Source organism: Xanthomonas sp. NCPPB 2922, from assembly GCF_041520885.1.
Classification (GTDB): domain Bacteria; phylum Pseudomonadota; class Gammaproteobacteria; order Xanthomonadales; family Xanthomonadaceae; genus Xanthomonas; species Xanthomonas campestris.
This window is the reverse complement of sequence record NZ_JBGOFY010000001.1, coordinates 227164-245666: the sequence shown is the minus strand read 5'-3', so window position 1 is coordinate 245666 and position 18503 is coordinate 227164. Positions and strand designations below refer to the sequence as shown.

Annotated in this window: 14 protein-coding genes; 6 read left to right on the top strand and 8 right to left on the bottom strand. The window is 64.9% G+C overall.

Translation table 11 applies throughout. The annotated features are described in order from the left end of the window. Positions 1-81: 81 nt before the first annotated feature. Genes ligD through ACD584_RS01020 form a run of 3 tightly spaced genes read right to left on the bottom strand, consistent with a single transcriptional unit; the run spans position 82 to position 4430 of the window. A complete protein-coding gene (gene ligD / locus ACD584_RS01030; protein WP_076037530.1) occupies positions 82-3087 on the bottom strand; it encodes a non-homologous end-joining DNA ligase in 3006 nt (1001 codons plus the stop codon). Between the two features lie 6 nt (positions 3088-3093). Continuing rightward, positions 3094-4035, bottom strand: a complete 942-nt coding sequence (locus ACD584_RS01025; RefSeq protein ID WP_076037531.1) for a Ku protein — start codon at positions 4033-4035, stop codon at positions 3094-3096. Further along, positions 4035-4430, bottom strand: a complete 396-nt coding sequence (locus ACD584_RS01020; protein WP_267130759.1) for a hypothetical protein — start codon at positions 4428-4430, stop codon at positions 4035-4037. Before ACD584_RS01020 ends, ACD584_RS01025 begins: the two co-directional genes overlap by 1 nt. A gap of 151 nt (positions 4431-4581) precedes the next feature. Between ACD584_RS01020 and ACD584_RS01015 the strand changes: the two genes are divergently transcribed. Next, the gene (locus ACD584_RS01015) at positions 4582-4743 is read left to right on the top strand and encodes a hypothetical protein (RefSeq protein WP_014506038.1); all 162 of its coding nucleotides are present in this window, start codon (positions 4582-4584) and stop codon (positions 4741-4743) included. A 289-nt stretch (positions 4744-5032) separates the two neighbouring features. Here the strand turns inward: ACD584_RS01015 and ACD584_RS01010 are convergent, their stop codons facing one another. From ACD584_RS01010 to ACD584_RS00990, 5 genes are all read right to left on the bottom strand, one after another. Further along, complete coding sequence (locus ACD584_RS01010) at positions 5033-5386, bottom strand: DUF779 domain-containing protein (protein WP_175611891.1); 354 nt, start codon at positions 5384-5386, stop codon at positions 5033-5035. A gap of 203 nt (positions 5387-5589) precedes the next feature. After that, the gene (gene adh / locus ACD584_RS01005; RefSeq protein WP_076037533.1) at positions 5590-7119 is read right to left on the bottom strand and encodes an aldehyde dehydrogenase; all 1530 of its coding nucleotides are present in this window, start codon (positions 7117-7119) and stop codon (positions 5590-5592) included. A gap of 226 nt (positions 7120-7345) precedes the next feature. Continuing rightward, positions 7346-7819, bottom strand: coding sequence for a hypothetical protein (locus tag ACD584_RS01000; protein ID WP_175611751.1), 474 nt, complete (start codon positions 7817-7819; stop codon positions 7346-7348). Between the two features lie 369 nt (positions 7820-8188). Then, a complete protein-coding gene (locus ACD584_RS00995) occupies positions 8189-8479 on the bottom strand; it encodes a hypothetical protein (protein ID WP_076037968.1) in 291 nt (96 codons plus the stop codon). 272 nt (positions 8480-8751) lie between these two features. Then, positions 8752-10878: a TonB-dependent receptor gene (locus ACD584_RS00990; protein ID WP_175611753.1), complete on the bottom strand. Its 2127-nt coding sequence runs from the start codon at positions 10876-10878 to the stop codon at positions 8752-8754. 157 nt (positions 10879-11035) lie between these two features. On the opposite strand from ACD584_RS00990, the gene ACD584_RS00985 reads away from it, so the two are divergent. The 5 genes from ACD584_RS00985 (at position 11036) to ACD584_RS00965 (ending at position 18503) form a co-directional block, all read left to right on the top strand. Then, entirely contained in the window at positions 11036-12238 is a 1203-nt protein-coding gene (locus ACD584_RS00985; protein WP_070689201.1) for an amino acid aminotransferase, read from the top strand. Positions 12239-12414: 176 nt separating this feature from the next. Then, positions 12415-13431, top strand: a complete 1017-nt coding sequence (locus ACD584_RS00980; protein WP_076037535.1) for a class 1 fructose-bisphosphatase — start codon at positions 12415-12417, stop codon at positions 13429-13431. Positions 13432-13695: 264 nt separating this feature from the next. Further along, positions 13696-14232, top strand: coding sequence for a hypothetical protein (locus ACD584_RS00975; RefSeq protein ID WP_014506030.1), 537 nt, complete (start codon positions 13696-13698; stop codon positions 14230-14232). Between the two features lie 160 nt (positions 14233-14392). Beyond that, entirely contained in the window at positions 14393-16021 is a 1629-nt protein-coding gene (locus ACD584_RS00970) for a TldD/PmbA family protein (RefSeq protein ID WP_175611754.1), read from the top strand. A gap of 847 nt (positions 16022-16868) precedes the next feature. Continuing rightward, complete coding sequence (locus tag ACD584_RS00965) at positions 16869-18503, top strand: TldD/PmbA family protein (protein WP_175611755.1); 1635 nt, start codon at positions 16869-16871, stop codon at positions 18501-18503.

The window sequence follows — 18503 nt, the reverse complement described above, 5'->3', positions numbered from 1 at the left end:
CCCTCAGCTATTCCGATCATATCTAGCGCACGCCACCGGCAAAGTGCCGCAGGCCCATCATGCATGATCTGCACCTGGCACCTAGCCAGGCAACACCTGCTTCAACGCCAGCACTTCCGCCCAGGGATCATTGCGCTGGCGCTTGGCACGTTGCACGGCCTTGTCCAGCGGGAACGCATCCGGGCCGCTGAGTTTGCCCAGTTCCTCCCAGCGCAGCGGCACCGCCACGGTGGCGCGCGCGCGCGCGCGTAGCGACCACGAACACACGCTGGTATTGCCGCGCCCGTTGCGCAGCCAGTCGACAAAGATCACGCCGTGACGCTTGGCCTTGCTCATGGTGGCCACATAGCGCTCCGGGGCCTGAGTGGCCAAGGCCTGTGCGAAGGCTTCGCAGAAATCACGTGCCTGGTCCCAGCTGGCCTGCGGCACGATTGGCACCACCACGTGCAGCCCCTTGCCACCCGACAGGCGCACGGCGCTTTCGAGCCCGGCTGCACGCAACTTGCTGCGGATCTCGCGTGCGGCGGCTACCACCTGCGCCCAGGCCACGCCGTCACCCGGATCCAGGTCGAACACCAGCCGGTCGGGGTGCTCGGGGTCATCCACCCGCGCGCCCCAGGGATGCAACTCCAGGGTGTTCATCTGTACCAGTTCCAACAGCCCGGCCACGTCTTCGATGTACAGATAATCTTCGGTTCCACTGTTCTGCTTGAGCGGGATGGCCTTGATGTGCGCACCAAGATGGCGGCCTTCGTGCTTCTGGAAAAAGCACGCACCTGCAGCGCCATCGGGGCAGCGCAATAACGACAACGGCCGGCACGCGATCTCTGGCAACACCAGCGGTGCCACCGCGCGGTAATACGCGGCCACATCACCCTTGCTGATGCCGGCGGCAGGGAACACCACGCGCTCAGGATGGGTAATGGCAACGCCGTCTGGCGCGGTGGAGGCCGATGCCTTCGCTTTCCGTATGGACGGCGCTGCCGTTGCTGTCGACGTTTTCCTTGCCGATGACGTAGCTGGTGTGCGTGCCGTTTTGGACGATGCTGCTTTGGTCGGCGCGGCCGGCTTGCCGGACGCCGCAGACTCGCTGGAAATGGTGCGCTTGCCCGACTTCGCCGCAGACGCTGCGCTGGCGGCAGACACCGCACCCCGTTTGGCCACACGCGGCGATGCATTGCCCGTGGCCGCTACGGACGACTTGCCCGTCTTTCCTGGCTTGGCAGCGGAACTGGCTGCAGATGCCACACGTTGTTTGGCGACACGCGACCGTGTGCTGACCTCGGCCGCAGTGGAAGACTTGCCCGCCTTACCCGGCTTTGCAGCCGAACCGCCAGCCGATGCCGCCGCAGTGCGCGTCGCTGCAGCACGTGAGGCCTTGCCCGCGGCAGCTGCAGCCATCCGCGTGCGTGCTCCCCGCGCCTTGCCCGGTGTGGCGCGGTCGCCGCCCAGATCGCTCATTGGTTTGTCCTCGCGTAAACGCTTGAAGGCCGCCTGCCGCAGCAGACCCTGCTTGGCCCAGCCACGGAACGCCACCTCGGCAATCAGCACCGGGCGCACCCAGTGCACATCGCGCGGCCGGCCGGGAATGTGCGTGGGTAATTCCAGCGTGGGCTGCGGGCTGTGCAATGCCTGCAATTGCGCGGTGATCTCGCCGAGCAGGGCACTGTCGAAACCGGTCCCGACCCGGCCCACGTAGCGCAGCTGCGTGCCCTCCAGCTGTGCCAGCAACAGGGCGCCAAACCCGCTGCGCGCGCCCTTGGGGTCGGTGTAGCCCACCACCACGAACTCGTCGCTGTCTTCGTGCTTGGTCTTGACCCAATCGGCGCTGCGCCCGCCGCGGTACGGCGCGTCCGCGCGTTTGCTGACGATGCCTTCCCAGCCTTTGTCGGCACTGGCGGCAAACACCTCCGGTCCGCGGCCGATCACATGCGCGCTATAGGCCAGCGTGCCCGGCGTTTCGCCGAGCAACGCACGCAACAACTGCTTGCGCTCCAGCAGCGGGGTGGCGCGCAGATCCACGCCCGCAACGCCGAGCAGATCGAACACCAGGTAGCGCAACGGTTGACGCGCAGTGCCGTCGATGGCGCGTTGCAGCGCGGAGAAATCGCTGCGGCCTTGCGCATCGAGTACCACCAGTTCGCCATCCAGGCGCGCATCGCGCACCGGCAACGCCTGCACGGCCGTGGCAACTTCCGGAAAGCTGTCCGTCCAGGCCTGATCGTTGCGCGAGCGCAGCTGCGCCTGGCCATCGACCAGATCGGCCAGCAATCGGTAACCATCCCACTTGATCTCGTGCAGCCACTGCGCACCATCCGGCGCCTCAGCGCGCAGCAACGTCAGTTGTGCGCGCAAGCCGGTAGGGCAGGCCGCATCGCGCGCGCCCGGCAAGGCCAGTGCACGCGTGCGCCAGTGGGCCTGTGTGGCTGCGGAAGCACGCGGGCGGCTGGCGGATGCGGATTTTTCTGTCACCAACGCCTCGGCCGGCGTGCGTCGACGACGGCTGGCCTTGGCACGGCGCGCCGGCACGGCGGCGGCCGATGGAGTCTCAATCGCCTGCGCTGTGGCATCGGCATTGGCCACCAACGCATCGGCATCCAGGTCGGCGGCATGGGCGTCGTCGCGCTTGATCAACAGCCACTGCGGCTGGCGTCCACGCAGGCGGGTGCGCACCAGTGCAAAGCCACCGCGCAGCTTGTCGCCCTGCAGGTCAAAGTCCAGCTTGCCGGCATCCAGCGCCGTCAACGCGTCTCCATCGCAGTGCCAGGTGCCGTGGTCGAATACCTGCACGTGCCCCGCCCCGTACTGCCCTTGCGGGATGTCGCCTTCGAAGCCCGCGTATGCAAGCGGGTGATCCTCCACCTGCACCGCCAGGCGTTTTTCGCCAGCACGCAGCGACGGGCCCTTGGGCACCGCCCAACTCTTGAGCACGCCATCGGCTTCCAGGCGAAAGTCGTAATGGCGCGAACTGGCGTGATGCAGTTGCACCACGAAGATCGGCTGCCGATGCGCTGTCGCCGCGGCGTCCTCGGCCGGCTCCGGGGTCTGGTCGAAGCGGCGCTTGCGGGTGTAGTCGCGCAACGACATCGGCGCTTACCCGGCCTTGCGCCGCGGCGCCGCTTTCTTGGTGGCCTTCGTGGCGGCTTTCTTGGTCGCTTTCTTTGCCGCCTTCTTGGTGGCGGTTTTCTTGGCCGGCGGCGTGTCAGCCGCGGCCGTGGTTTTCTTTGCCGGGGTCCGCGTGTTGGCTTGCAGGCTCTTTTGCAGCAACGACATGAAGTCCACCACGTTGGTGGTGGCGTCTTCGTGCGGGGCCGGTTCGTCGTCCACCTGCGTGGTGCCGCCCTTGGCCTGGATGCGCTTGCGCAGGATCTGCTCGAGCTTGCCGCGGAACTCGTCGTGGTAATCCTCCGGCTGCCACTTGCCGGACATCGACTCGATCAGCTGCTTGGCCATCTCCTGCTCCTTGGCGGTGATGCGGTACTCGCTCACCGCCCCGGACGGCAGCTTGAAATCTTCCGGGTCCACCACTTCCTGCTGATAACGCAGCAGCAGCAGGATCAACGCATCGCCCTGCGGCATCACTGCGGCCAGGTATTCGCGGGTGCGGATCACCACCTTGGCAATGCCTACCTTGCCGGTATCGCGCAAGGTCTCGCGCAGCAGCACATAGCCTTTTTCGGCCTTCTTGCCGGGCACCAGGATGTAGGGCTTTTCGAAGTAGCGCGGGTCGATGTCGGCGGCATCGACAAAGGTCTCGACTTCCACCGTCTCGTGACTTTCCGGCGCTGCGGAGCGGATGTCCTGCTCCTCGACGATCACATAGCTGCCCTTGTCGTACTCGAAGGCCTTGACGATTTCCTTCCACGGCACTTCATCGCCGGTGTCGGCGTTGACGCGCTCGAAGCGGATGGGCTTCTTGTCGCGCGAATCGAGCATGCGGAAATGCAGGTCCACCTTGCGCTCGCCCGACATCAGCGAGACCGGCACGTTGAGCAGGCCAAACGACAGCGTTCCGGTCCAGATCGGTCGTGCCATCAGTGCGCCACTCCGTGCACGGCCGCATCGGGAATATGGTCCAGCGCCAGCCAAGCGTCCTCGACCACATCGCGGGCATGCGGCCAGTCCAGCCGCGAGTCGCCACGCATGCTTTCCCACTGTGCGGCCAGTGCCTGCTCGCATTGCAGATCTGCACCGCGTGGCCAGTCGGCGGCGTGGGTGATGCGGGCGAATGCATACGCAGGAGAGAGATCGCGCCAGGTGGGCCCGCCACGCCGGCGACGGCGCTGGAAATCTGCCACGCTATAACAGTGGAAATCCTGCGCAACACCTACCGCATCGCTCTGTGGCGTACGGCGCTTGCGCTCGGTTGGTGCCGGCGCAGCGTGCGCGCTGAACAGGCGACGATCGGGGCGGCGGTCCAGGGGGCGCATGGCGGACTCCACGTGCTGGCGTTTGGGGGAGCACAGCAGTAACGCGCGCGCCGTGAGCCATGCGTGAGAAATTCGCTTGCAAACTGCGATTTGCGTTGCCTTCACCACCGAGGCGGTGAACTGCGTACCCAACATCTGCTGGAGATCCACCATGTCCCGTGACCCCCTACGCGATCAGCCGACGCACCCCGGCGAACAGCACGGCAAGCGTGACGCCGAACATTACGAAGACCGTGGCGCCGGCGATGCCCCTGAGACCGTCATTCCCGCCGACGACGATACGCCCGCCAAGACGCCGGGCACTGCGCCGTAAGCGGCGCGTTGCCCGGCATGTTGCAGGGCCGGCAGCCTGCGGCGGGAAGGCTTCATCGCGCGCAAGCGCGCTCCTACCGGGGCGTGTTAATTGCGCAAGAGTGTCGTGAGCGTGAGCGCTAGGTATTTGAGGCTTTTGGCGCATTCAGAACTGGATGCGCTGTGCCTTGGGAATTTCTCGGAAAACTGTGGCGAGTGATCCGGGCGCGCGGTTGATCTTGGCCCTACGCGCTGTTTGGTATTCAGCCATCAAGCGAGGTCGTTATCCATCTGCCAACACCCGCGCAGGATTACACCCGCTTGGCCAGCTGCAGCTGCGCGAATTCTTCATCGCTAAACAGGCGCGAGCGCACTAGAAAACGCACGCCCTCGCCGTTTTCCAGCGAAAACATCCCGCCGCGCCCGGGCACCACATCAATGATCAGCTGCGTGTGCTTCCAGTATTCGAACTGCGGCGCGCTGATATAAAACGGCGCACCGCCGATCTCGCCAAGCAGCACATCACGGTCGCCCACGATGAAGTCGCCCACCGGGAAGCACATCGGCGACGACCCGTCACAGCAGCCGCCAGATTGATGGAACAGCACGTCACCGTGACGCGCACGCAAGGTGTCGATTAGCTGTAGTGCGGGCAGGGTCGCCATGACCTGCAGCGGTAGAGCGACCTCGGTTGTGTTGTGCACTATCTCTCCCCGCTGCTCACTCACCAGCTCCGTACACTGGCAAGCAGTCTGTTCGAACGTGCTGACACGTCGCCGTGAAAGCATTCGTCTGCATCATTGTCCTTCGCGGCAAGCGCACCGCGGCATGCGGCAGGATGGACCTACCGCATGCCGCTCGCCTTGCATCAGAAGAACCCCAGTGCCTTCGGCGAATAACTCACCAGCAGGTTCTTGGTCTGCTGGTAATGGTCGAGCATCATCTTGTGGTTTTCGCGGCCGATGCCCGACTGCTTGTAGCCACCGAACGCGGCATGCGCGGGATAGGCGTGGTAGCAGTTGGTCCACACGCGGCCGGCCTGGATCGCGCGGCCCATGCGGTACAGGCGGGAGGCATCGCGGCTCCATACGCCGGCGCCCAATCCGTACAAGGTGTCGTTGGCGATCGCCAGCGCTTCGGCCTCGTCCTTGAAGGTGGTCACCGACACCACCGGGCCAAAGATTTCTTCCTGAAACACGCGCATCTTGTTGTGGCCCTTGAACACGGTCGGCTTGACATAGAAACCGTCCGATAGCTCCCCGTCGAGCATGTTGCGCTCGCCACCGATCAGGATTTCGGCGCCCTCCTGCTTGCCGATGTCGATGTAAGACAGAATCTTTTCCAGCTGCTCGCTTGAGGCCTGCGCGCCGACCATGGTATTGGGATCCAGCGGGTTGCCCTGCTTGATCGCGGCCACGCGCTTGAGCGCCTTCTCCATGAATGTGTCGTAGATCGATTCCTGGATTAGCGCGCGCGAGGGACAGGTGCACACCTCGCCCTGATTGAAGGCAAACAGCACGAAGCCTTCCACCGCCTTGTCGAGAAAGTCATCGTCTTCGGCCATGACATCGGCAAAGAAGATGTTGGGCGATTTGCCACCCAGCTCCAGCGTTACCGGGATCAGGTTCTGGCTGGCGTACTGCATGATCAGCCGGCCGGTGGTGGTTTCGCCGGTGAAGGCGATCTTGGCGATGCGCGGATTGCTGGCCAGCGGCTTGCCGGCCTCAAGCCCGAAGCCGTTCACTACGTTGAGCACGCCCGGCGGCAGCAGATCGCCGATCACCTCCATCAGCACCAGGATCGAGGCCGGGGTCTGCTCGGCCGGCTTCATCACCACGCAGTTGCCGGCGGCCAGCGCCGGTGCGAGTTTCCAGCAGGCCATCAGCAGCGGAAAATTCCACGGAATGATCTGCCCCACCACGCCGAGTGGCTCGTGGAAGTGATAGGCAATGGTGTCGCTGTCGATCTCGGAGATGCCGCCTTCCTGCGCGCGGATGGCACCGGCGAAATAGCGGAAGTGATCCACGCACAGCGGCACGTCCGCATTGAGCGTTTCGCGTACCGGTTTGCCGTTGTCCCAGGTCTCGGCGTAGGCCAGCAGCTCGAGATTTTGCTCGATGCGGTCGGCGATCTTGAGCAGCATGTTGGAGCGATCGGTGGTGGAGGTCTTGCCCCACGCCTCCTTCGCCGCGTGCGCGGCGTCCAACGCTGCTTCGATGTCCTGCGCATTGGAGCGCGCGATCGAAGTGAACGCCTTGCCAGTGATCGGCGTGGTGTTGTCGAAATACTGACCACCCTGCGGCGCCACCCATGCCCCGCCGATGAAGTTGTCGTAGCGTGGTTTGAAGATGGATTGCGGGTCGGTGTTGAGGGACTTGGCGGAAGGAAGTGCATTCATCGGAGTCTCCTGCAGGGGGCGAGTCCGCACGTGTATACCCAAGCGCCATTTGCACGCAATGGTGCGCGCGACGCTGTTGCATTGCGTCATCGCTGCGCAGTTGCCGTAGTGCGCATCGAGCTGCAATTGCGCTGCAGCGCGTCATTGCCGAACGCCCCCGTGCAATCTTCAGCCGGCGTGAAATCCACGCCGGTGCGTGCGCGGGCGTGTCTGGCTCATGCGCGACTCAACCCTGCGATGCGGCGCCAGGCAGTGCAGCCATCGCGGCCGTGCAGTCCGGCACGCGCTCCAGTTCCGAGGCCTGCAGCTGCCAGCCGGCCTGCGCTGACGTGGCGCCCCAGCGATAGGTCCAGTGCAGGCGTGTGTCGCCGGCACAGCTGTCGATACTCACTGCATCGCCGGTCTGCCCACGCTCCGGGAATGCCACATCGGTCCTGGTCAGCAGTGCGCGGCGTGCAGGGTCGGACGCGTGCATGACGTAGCTGGTGCGCACCTGGCCCAACGCGGCGGCCGTCGCCGGTGGCCGCATCTTTGCAGGCTGCCCAAGCAACCAGCGATGCACCTGCGACACGGCCGGGCTGTCTGCGGGAAACGTGCGGATCACCCGCAGTTGCGCCTGTTCAGTGGCAGGTGCAGCTGCAACCGCTTGCGCGCCGATGACGCACACGGCTGTAGAGAAAACCACAATCATCGAATGCATCACATGCTCCGTGCGGTGTGCCTGGCCGCAGCTTAGCATCACGATTCCGGCAGGCACTATGGCGTTATCGCTTCCGCAGATCCAGATGGCATTGCCGGTGGTGTGGAGCTCAGCCATGTCGCGAGCTGCCCACGTGGCTCGACCAGCAACATGCCCCCATCGTGCTCAGCCATCGCATACGGCATGCCCACGCCCGGGACCATGATCGCCCTCTTGCGGGACGGTGTGACCTGCGTGCCGAAGACGTTCTCTCACCGCAACGCACGTTTTGTGCGCCGAACAGTTGCGCGGTAACCGCGTTTGCCGCGCCGCGCGCGGAACGCGTGCGGTGGACTGTAGTGCATGCGCCCTGCCTGCCGACAGCCGTGACTATGCCGAACCTGCCGCACGCCAGGCGTGCACCGCTGCGGTCACGCGCGCGCCATGCACCGAGGAGATGTCACGCGCGGCAAAATCCCGCGGGCACTGCTGTACCTGCGCTGCAAGCTGCAGGCAAGCGGCGTGACCATGCGCTATTACGGTGTCACGCTCACCGGCATCCAACGCCAGCAAGATCGAGAAGCCCGTTGCAGACATGTTGCAGTTCACGTCCAGCCAATACCCATCGTCTGCATCGCGCAGCAGAAACCAGTCGGCCGGTGCGTGGTCTACGACGATCATGCGGGGCTCTCGTGTGTGCAGGCGGATGGCAGTCAGCGGGTAGGAGCGCGCTTGCGCGCGATGCGGTGTTGTCTGGTGCATCTGCATGCGTTCCAAGCCGCGTCGATCAATTGCCCGGTGACGCTGAAGGCGGCGCTCTACACACTTGAGACATTCAGCACATGAAGCAGAAACGCGCGCGTGGCTAGGCGTCATGGGAATGCCCCATCGCGCGCGAGCGGGCTCCTACGAGGCAACGCGCAGTCGGGCGCGTGCTTCATGGCGAGCGCCCGTCAGCTGCCAAAATCCCATTGCAGGCCTACGGTGTAAGTGCGATCCGGGCCGGGTTCGTAATAGCGGCCGTTGCCGTCGTTGACGATCACCGAGCCCACGTACGCGCGGTCCAGCGCGTTGTCGATGCGGGCGAAGGTGCGCAGTGCGCCGTGGGCGGTGGCCCAGCGCCGTGAGGCTTCCAGGTTCACCAGTGCGTAGCCGGCGGCGCGCTCGGTGGCCAGGTCATTGACCACGGTGGCATCGGAGACCACCGATTCGGCGGCGAACTGCCACTGCAACGGCTGCCATTGCCAGCGTGCAAACAGCTGCTGCCGCGGCACGCCCGGCAGCCGCGCGCCGCTGGCCACCGGTGCGGTGGGCGTGGCGCAACCGCTACTGGCGCAGGTGAGGTAGCCATCGCGCACGGTGGCGTCGACGAAGGTGTAGGCCAGTTGCACTTGCTGGGTCTGGCCGATCGGCTGCTGCCAGCTCAGCTCCGCGCCCTGGCGCCGGGTGGCGCCGATGTTGCGGAAGGTGCTGCGGCCGTTGGTGTTGCTGGCCACTGCCAGTTCGTCGTCGGTGTCGGCGCGGAACAGCGCCAATTCCATCGCCGCACCGCTTTGCGAACGCCACTTGGTGCCCACTTCGACGTTGCGGCTTTTCGCCGCGCCCAGATCCAGCGCCAGGCCGGCGCCGCCGTCGCTGCGGTAGCCCAGTTCGTTGAAGGTGGGCGTTTCGAACCCGCGTCCCACCGAGGCATACACCCGCAGGTCGTCGCTGGCGCGGAACACGATGCCGGCCACCGGCGTGGTCGCCGAATAATCACGCTGGCCGCTGTCGTCCGGGTTGCGCCCGACGATGTAGTTGTCGTCAGAGCGGAAGCGCACCGCGCTGTGGCGCACGCCCAGCAGCGCCGACCAGCGGTCGCTCCACTGCCACCACGCCTGCGCGAACTGGTCCACGTTCTCGACCTGATCGCGCTGGTTGCGGCGCAGCGCGCCCTTCACCCCGAGCGTGGTGCCGACGAAGTTTTCATAGCCGGTGCGTTGCTGGCGCTGGCGGTCGACGTTGGCCCCCACGGTGAGCTGCAGCGGCCGCCCCAGCGCCTGACCTTGCCAGGCCCAGCGCACGTCGGCGCCTTCATAATTGCTGTCCAGGTCGATCACCCCGCCCGAGTGCAGCGGATTGCGCTGCACCGCCACCGGAATCGCCAGGAACTGCTCCACGCTGCGCTTGCCGCCGTAGGCCATCAGGCGCAGCGTCTGGGTATCGAATTGTTGGGTGAAAATCGCTCCGGCCTGCGACTGCCGCGCCGACTTGCGGGTGTTGAACTGCGTGGCCACGGCGGTGGCCTGGCGCGGGTCGGCGGTGACCTGTGCGCGGGTCAGGCCCAACGGGTCCTGCGCGTCCGGGGCATCCAGATAGTTGAGCACCAGGTCCAGCCGGCTGCCGGGCGCCAGGTCGAAGCCGAGCTTGGCGTTGACCGACTCACGCTTGGCGCGGCTGTGGTCGCGAAAACCATCGGTTTCGAAGTGGTTCGCGGCCAGGTTGTAGTGCACCGCACCCTGCTGGCCGAGCAACTGCGCCCCGGTATTGACGGTGGCATTGCTGCCGTAGGTGGCACGCAGCCGCCATGGGTCGCCGGGCTTGCCGTCCGCGCTCCACAGCTGCAGCACGCCGCCCGAGGAGTTGCCGTACAGCGCCGAGAACGGCCCGCGCAGCACTTCCACCCGCTGCGCGCCCAGCACGTTGAAGTGCGAGAGCTGGCCCTGGCCGTCGGGCATGCTGGCCGGGATGCCGTCCACCAGCAGGCGCACGCCGCGCACGCCGAAGGTGGAGCGCGCACCGAAGCCGCGGATCGACAGCTGGGTGTCCTGCGCGTAGTTCTGGCGGTCACGCGCCACCAGCCCGGGAATGCCGTCCAGCAGTTCGGACACCTGCGCGCCGCGGCGGTTGTCGTCGTCGGCCGCCACCACCGTGAACGAGGCCGGCAGGTCGAAGTCGTCCACGCCGTGCACGCGCGCGGCATCCACCTGCACGGCGGGCAACGCGGCAATCGGCGGGGCCGCGTCGGCGGCCAGGGCGAGCGACGACGCGCTCGCTACGAACAGGCCGCACGCGGCGGCCAACAGGGTCAGTCTGGGCATGGCGCTAGTGTCCCTCATCCGTACTGTGGCCGCATCGTTTCGTACGGAACGAAGCATGCTACCCCGCGCCGTGCCCTGTTAGGATGAGGCGGTTTGGCCGTGCCGCGGCTCGACGCCCGGCAGTATCCCCACCTTCCGTCCTCCAGCGAGTCATGCCGTGTCCTTCTTTGCAAATGTAGAACAGGTTCCAGGCGACCCCATCCTGGGCCTGACCGAGGCCTACAACGCCGACAGCCGCCCCAACAAGGTCAATCTGGGTGTTGGCATCTATTACGACGAAAACGGGCGCATCCCGCTGTTGCGCGCCGTGCAGAAAATCGAGCAGCAGCTCGCGCTGGATGCCAAACCGCGCGGCTACCTGCCCATCGACGGCCTGGCCGCCTACGACAAGGCCACCCAGGAGCTGCTGTTCGGCGCCGAGTCGGCGCTGGTGGCCTCCGGCCGCGTGGCGACCTCGCAGACCGTTGGCGGCAGCGGTGCGCTGCGCGTGGGCGCGGACCTGCTCAAGAAGCTGCTGCCCACCTCCACCATCGCCATCAGCAACCCCAGCTGGGAAAACCACCGCGCGGTGTTCGGCGCGGCCGGCTTCGAGGTGGTGGATTACACCTATTTCGATGCCGCCAGCCACGGGCTGAACTTCGACGGCATGCTGGCCGACCTGGCCAAGCTGGAGCCGGGCACGGTGGTGCTGCTGCACGCCTGCTGCCACAACCCCACCGGTGCCGACCTCAGCCGCGAGCAGTGGAAGCAGCTGGCCGGCCTGTTGAAAGAACGCAACCTGTTCCCGTTCGTGGACATCGCCTACCAGGGCTTCGACAAGGGCATTGAATCCGACGCCTACGCGGTGCGCCTGCTGGCGGCCGAAGGCATCGACACCTACGTGGTGGCGAGCTCGTACTCCAAGTCGTTCTCGCTGTATGGCGAGCGCGTGGGCGCGTTGTCGGTGGTCTCGGCCACGGCCGCCGAAGCCAAGGCGGTGCAGTCGCAGGTCAAGCGCATCATCCGCACGATCTACTCCAGCCCATCCACGCACGGCGCCGCCCTGGTGGCCGGCGTGCTGACCAGCCCGGAGCTGCGCGATGTGTGGGAGCAGGAACTCACCGAAATGCGCGAGCGCATCCACGCGTTGCGTGCCGGCTTGGTCGCCAAGCTGGCCGCGCTGGGCGCACCGGAGTTCGAGTTCATCCAGCGCCAGGCCGGCATGTTTTCGTACTCGGGCCTGACCAAGTCGCAGGTGGACCGCCTGCGTGACGAGTTCGCGATCTATGCGGTCGGCACCGGCCGCATCTGCGTGGCCGCGCTGAGCCAGCGCAATCTGGACTACGTGGCCCAGGCCGTGGCCACGGTCAGCCGCGGCTGATCCTGCGCCGCAGCTTGCGCGATGAAGAGCCGGGAGCGCTGACGCCTCCCGGCTTTTTTGTGGGCGACGCGCGCTGCGATAGGCGCGCAAAGATGCAAAGCGCGCAGCCGGTGATCGAAATCTAACGGCGCAATGGCGACAATGGCGGCCCACTTCCTGCACAGGCTGCCCGCTCCATGTCGCGTCCCTCGCTGACCCGCTTCCTGATCGAAGAGCAACACGCCGGCCGTATCGACCCGGAATTGCGCCAGCTGATCACCATCGTCTCGCGCGCCTGCAAGCGCATCTCCATCGCCGTCAGCAAGGGCGCCCTGGGCGGCGTGCTGGGCGATGCCGGCACCGGCAACGTGCAGGGCGAGGCGCAGAAGAAGCTCGACGTGCTGAGCAACGACATCCTGCTCGAAGCCAATGCCTGGGGCGGCCACCTCGCCGCCTGCGCATCGGAAGAGATGGACCACAGCCAGCCAGTGCCCGACCAATACCCCAGCGGCGATTTCCTGCTGTTGTTCGACCCGCTGGACGGCAGCTCCAACATCGACGTCAACGTCTCGGTCGGCACCATCTTCTCGGTGCTGCGCGCGCCAAAGGGCACCGAAAAGCCCGGCGACGAACACTTCCTGCAGCCGGGCACACAACAGGTGGCCGCCGGCTATTGCATCTACGGCCCCAGCACCATGCTGGTACTCACGCTGGGCCACGGCACCCACGCGTTCACCCTGGAGCGTGAGGAAGGCAGCTTCCTGCTGACCCAGGCCGACATGCGCGTGCCCGAAGACACTGCCGAATTCGCCATCAACATGTCCAACCAGCGCCACTGGGAACCGGCCATGCAGGCCTATGTGGGCGACCTGCTGGCCGGCAAGGACGGCGCGCGCGGCAAGGATTTCAACATGCGCTGGATCGCCAGCATGGTGGCCGACGTGCACCGCATCCTGACCCGCGGCGGCATCTTCATCTACCCCTGGGACAAGAAGGACGCGGCCAAGCCCGGCAAGCTGCGCCTGATATACGAAGCCAACCCGATGGGCATGCTGGTGGAGCAGGCCGGCGGCGCCGCGACCACGGGGCGCGAGCGCATCCTGGATATTCAACCGACGCAACTGCATCAGCGCGTGCCGGTGTTTTTGGGCTCGAAGAACGAGGTGGCCGAGGCGACGCGGTATCACGTGGAGTTCGACAAGGCGCGGGGTTGAGATTTGGCCGCTGGGTTGCCCATAAATTAGACGGCCCGATGACACCTACGCCCATGGGTGTCATGGCTGCACAAGCAGACATCGTTCCGGCAAGTCACTGACGGTTGGCAGATTGACTCCTTGTGAGTGCGGGGGCGTGCGGCCGCGGCTACCGCGAGCGTTAGCCGGCCACAGGTTGACTTCGGAAATTATTCATGATGCCAGTTGATACGATCAATCTCAGGTCTTGGTTCTTAGGTCATGCTTATCCCACATGAATCAGCAATGCTCTTCATCGAAGGCTACAAGAAGGTCTTGTTTCGCATCCTGGCTGATGCCGGGCTGCTGAAAACCAAGTCCACTCAACGCGACCTAGTCACTGCCAGGACTTATGCATCGCAGAATCCAGGATTGATCGGCAAGACTATCGATGCGCTGCGGACGCTAGACGAGCCACTTGCATCTTCGGTGGCCGACGCCGTGCGAAACATTCAGATAAGGCGATGGATTTACCTTCGACAGACCAAGCGCCATGCGGTCTTCCTCGACACCGAAACTGAAAGTGCATTTGAGGTTCGAGCGTTAACCGACCCACTGAATGTGTTGGCCCACGATCCGCCAATGTTTGTAGAAACGGGCGTGTTTGCATACGAAGGCATGGTGGTTTGCGACGGGCTTCTGCTCACCCCAATTCTCATCGGGCGTGGTTATCAGGATACATTCAACGCCGATTACACGCGCTTGCGCAAGGCCGGGCACCTCTACAAAACGGCAACGCAGTTCAATCATTTATTCATGCTGGACAGCCCTGATAACGCCTGACCGGCAGCAGGCGGACTGCGAGCCCCGTCGAACAGCGCAGTACTACCCATACCGCTCGCGCTCGCCGGATCACCGTGCATATCACTTGACCATTTTCACGCCTCTACGCCACCCTCGGGGTTTGCACGTGCGCAGCGTGCGCTTCAGTGGAGAACGCCACGTGGACCGTCGTACCTTCCTCACCTTGTCCGGTATCGGTGCTGCCGGGTTGCTGCTGCCGAACACGCGCCTGATCGCGGCCGAGCAGTTGCTCAGCCCGGTGGATGCAGCGCGCAATCGGCGCCTGGCCGACACCGCACTCACCACCGCCAAGAGCGGGGGCGCCAGCTATTGCGATGTGCGCGTGGGCCGGTATCTGCGCCAGTTCGTGATCACCCGCGAAGCGCAGGTGGAGAACGTGGTCAATGCCGAATCCAGCGGCGTGGGCGTGCGCGTGCTGGCCGATGGCGCGTGGGGTTTTGCAGCGACCAATACGCTCACCAGCGATGGCGTGGCCACCGCCACGCGGCAGGCAGTGGCGATCGCCAAGGCGAATGCGCGGCTGGGCGGTACGCCGGTGCAGCTGGCGCCGGTGACGCCGGCCGGGCAGGTCAGCTGGAAGACACCGATCAAAAAGAACGCGATGGAAGTACCGTTGCAAGACAAGGTGGCGCTGTTGATGGACGTCAACGCCGCCGCGCTGAATGCCGGCGCCACGTTCGTGGCCTCGCGCATGTTCGCCATCAACGAACAGAAATACTTCGCCAGCAGCGATGGCTCCTATATCGACCAGGACGTGCACCGGCTGTGGTTGCCATTCACGGTGACCGCGGTGGACAAGGCCAGCGGCAAGTTCCGCACCCGCGATGGATTGTCCTCGCCGATAGGCATGGGCTACGAATACCTGGATGGCGCTGCAGGCGAAAAGCATCGCCTGCCTGGCGGGCTCATCGGCTACGGGCGCAGCTACGATGCACGCGAAGATGCGATCGCCGCGGCCAAGCAGGCGCGCGAAAAGCTCACCGCGCCGTCGGTGAAGGCCGGCAAGTACGATCTGGTGATCGACCCGAGCAATTTGTTCCTCACCATCCACGAATCGGTGGGCCACCCGCTAGAGCTCGATCGCGTGCTGGGCTACGAGGCCAATTATGCGGGCACCAGCTTCGCCACGCTGGACAAGCGCGATGCCGGCTACCGCTGGGGCAGCGATGCGGTGACCTTCGTTGCCGACAAGACCCAGCCCGGCAGCCTGGGCGCGGTGGGGTACGACGATGAAGGCGTCAAGACCAAGCAATGGGACCTGGTGAAGGACGGCATCCTGGTCGACTACCAATGCACGCGCGATCAGGCGCACCTGCTCGGCAAGACCGCCTCCGATGGCTGCAGCTATGCCGATTCATGGTCGAACGTGCAGTTCCAGCGCATGCCCAATGTGTCGCTGGCCCCGGGCAAGACGCCACTGGCGGTGGCGGACATGATCAAGAACGTCGAGCGCGGGCTGTATATCCACGGGCGCGGTTCGTACTCGATCGATCAGCAACGTTACAACGCGCAATTCGGCGGGCAGCTGTTCTACGAGATCGAAAACGGCCAGGTCACGCGCCTGGTCGAAGATGGCGCGTACCAGATCCGCACGCCGGAGTTCTGGAACGCCTGCAGCGCGGTCTGCGACCAACGTGACTTCCGCCTGGGCGGGTCGTTCTTCGATGGCAAGGGCCAACCCAGCCAGGTCTCGGCGGTCTCGCATGGGTCATCCACCGCGCGCTTCGATGGCGTCAATGTGATCAACACCGCGCGTTCGTTGGGCTGAGAGCTGCCAACAAACGGTTTGTAGGTCACTTTGTTAGAGCTGTCCTGGTTGCAAGTAGACACACCCACAATCTCAGCAGGTCGTTGCGTCGTTTAGGTGCGATCAAAAGCTTGGTCAGTCGAGTGCGCGGTGCCCTCGCCGCTCGCGGGACACGCCGCAAGTACGCCCATGTAGGCTCGGTGGCGGCATCCATGCCGCCACACGGTCCCGCAATCGGCGAGGACACCGCACCAGAAAGTGAGTCGGTTGCTTTGTTGAAAGCCTGCGTGTTACTCGGCTTGCCTTGCGACACTGATCGGACGCGCCGTTATCCGAACAACGCACGTCGTGCACTGCTTGCACCACGCAAACCGACACTCTCCACTGGTCCTTGCCCGCCCACCGTCGCGGGACCTTACGCGGCATGGATGCCGCGTAAGAGCCTACAGTGACGTACTTGCGGCGTGTCCTGCGAGGGTGAGCGGGCAAGGGCCCTGCAGCCACGCGGCAGACGATCTCTTCATCTTTAGCCTCTTTGAGCTATATGCAGCAGGCACTGCGCACGAGGGCGTGCGCGTCGCGCATTGCACGAGCGCCAATAAGAGAATGCACGCCGTTCAGCGATCCCATCGCATGCCGACACGATGACGCATCAAGCGCACGCAACCAGCCCCGCTCGCCACAGTTGCATGCAGTCAGCGTGTGCCGCTCGACTCACGCGAGCACAGCGATTGCCGCTACACCCCTGCCGAAAGTCATTTGACGCGGGATTCACCGTCCAGCAAGAATCGGGATCGACACGCGTGGGCAGCGATCCGCGCGTCAAATGGATACCCGCGCACCGCGCGGGACTAGTGGGGAGTTCGCCGTGCAGCGACGTGATTTCCTGGCCCTGACCGGGCTGACCATGGGTGGGCTGATCGTGCCCGCCTACTTCGGCAAGGCCATTGCCGCCGAGCAGTTGTTGACACCCTTTGATGTGGGCCGCAAGAAGCGCCTGGCCGATGCCGGCCTCACCGCGGCGCGTCAGGGTGGTGCGAGCTATTGCGATGTACGCATCGGCCGGTATCTGCGCCAGTTCGTGATCACCCGCGAAGACAAGGTGCAGAACGTGGTCAACACCGAGTCCATCGGTGCCGGCATCCGCGTGATCGTGGCGGGCGCGTGGGGCTTTGCGGCCACCAACGATCTCACCGAGCAAGGCGTGGCCAAGGCCGCGCAGCAGGCGACCGCGATCGCCAAGGCCAATGCCAAGGTGCAGGGCACACCGGTCCAGCTCGCTCCCACACCCGGCGTGGGCGAGGTCAGCTGGAAGACGCCGATCAAGAAGAACGCGATGGAAGTGCCGATCAAGGACAAGGTGGACTTGCTGCTCGGCGTCAACGCCGCGGCGACTGCCGCCGGTGCCAACTTCGTCAACTCGATGCTGTTCGTGGTCAACGAGCAGAAGTATTTCGCCAGCACCGATGGCTCCTACATCGACCAGGACGTGCACCGCATCTGGGCACCGATGAGCGTGACCGCCATCGACAAGGCCAGCGGCAAGTTCCGCACCCGCGATGGGCTGTCCGCACCGATGGGGCTGGGCTACGAGTATCTGGATGGTGCGGCCTCGGGCAAGTTCGTTTCGCCCAACGGCGTGGTGAATTACGGTTTGTCTTACGACATGAAGGAAGACGCCATCGCCGCGGCCAAGCAGGCGCAGGAAAAACTCAAGGCGCCGTCGGTGAAGCCGGGCAAATACGACCTGGTGCTGGACCCCTCGCACACCTGGCTCACCATCCACGAGTCGGTGGGCCACCCGCTGGAACTGGACCGCGTGCTCGGCTACGAGGCCAACTTCGCCGGCACCAGTTTCGCCACGCTCGACAAGCTCAAGGCCGGCTTCCAGTACGGCAGCGACAAGGTGCATATCCTGGCCGACAAGACCCAGCCAGGCAGCCTGGGCGCGGTGGGTTACGACGATGAAGGCGTCAAGACCAAGCAGTGGGATCTGATCCGCGACGGCAGGCTGGTGGACTACCAGGCCATCCGCGACCAGGCGCATATTCTCGGCAAGACCGCCTCTGATGGTTGCTGCTACGCCGACTCGTGGTCGAGCGTGCAGTTCCAGCGCATGGCCAATGTCTCGCTGGCGGCCGGCAAGACGCCACTGAGCGTCAGCGATTTGATCAAGAACGTGGAAAACGGCATCTACATCATCGGCGATGGCTCGTTCTCCATCGACCAGCAGCGCTACAACGCGCAGTTCGGCGGCCAGCTGTTCTACGAAATCAAGAACGGCGCCATCACCCGCATGCTCGAAGACGTGGCCTACCAGATCCGCACCCCGGAATTCTGGAATGCCTGCAGCGCCGTGGCCGACCAGCGCGACTACCGCCTGGGCGGTTCGTTCTTCGACGGCAAGGGCCAGCCGAGCCAGTCCTCGGCGGTGTCGCATGGTTCGTCCACCGCCCGTTTCGACGGCATCAACGTCATCAACACCGCCCGCTCGCTCGGCTGA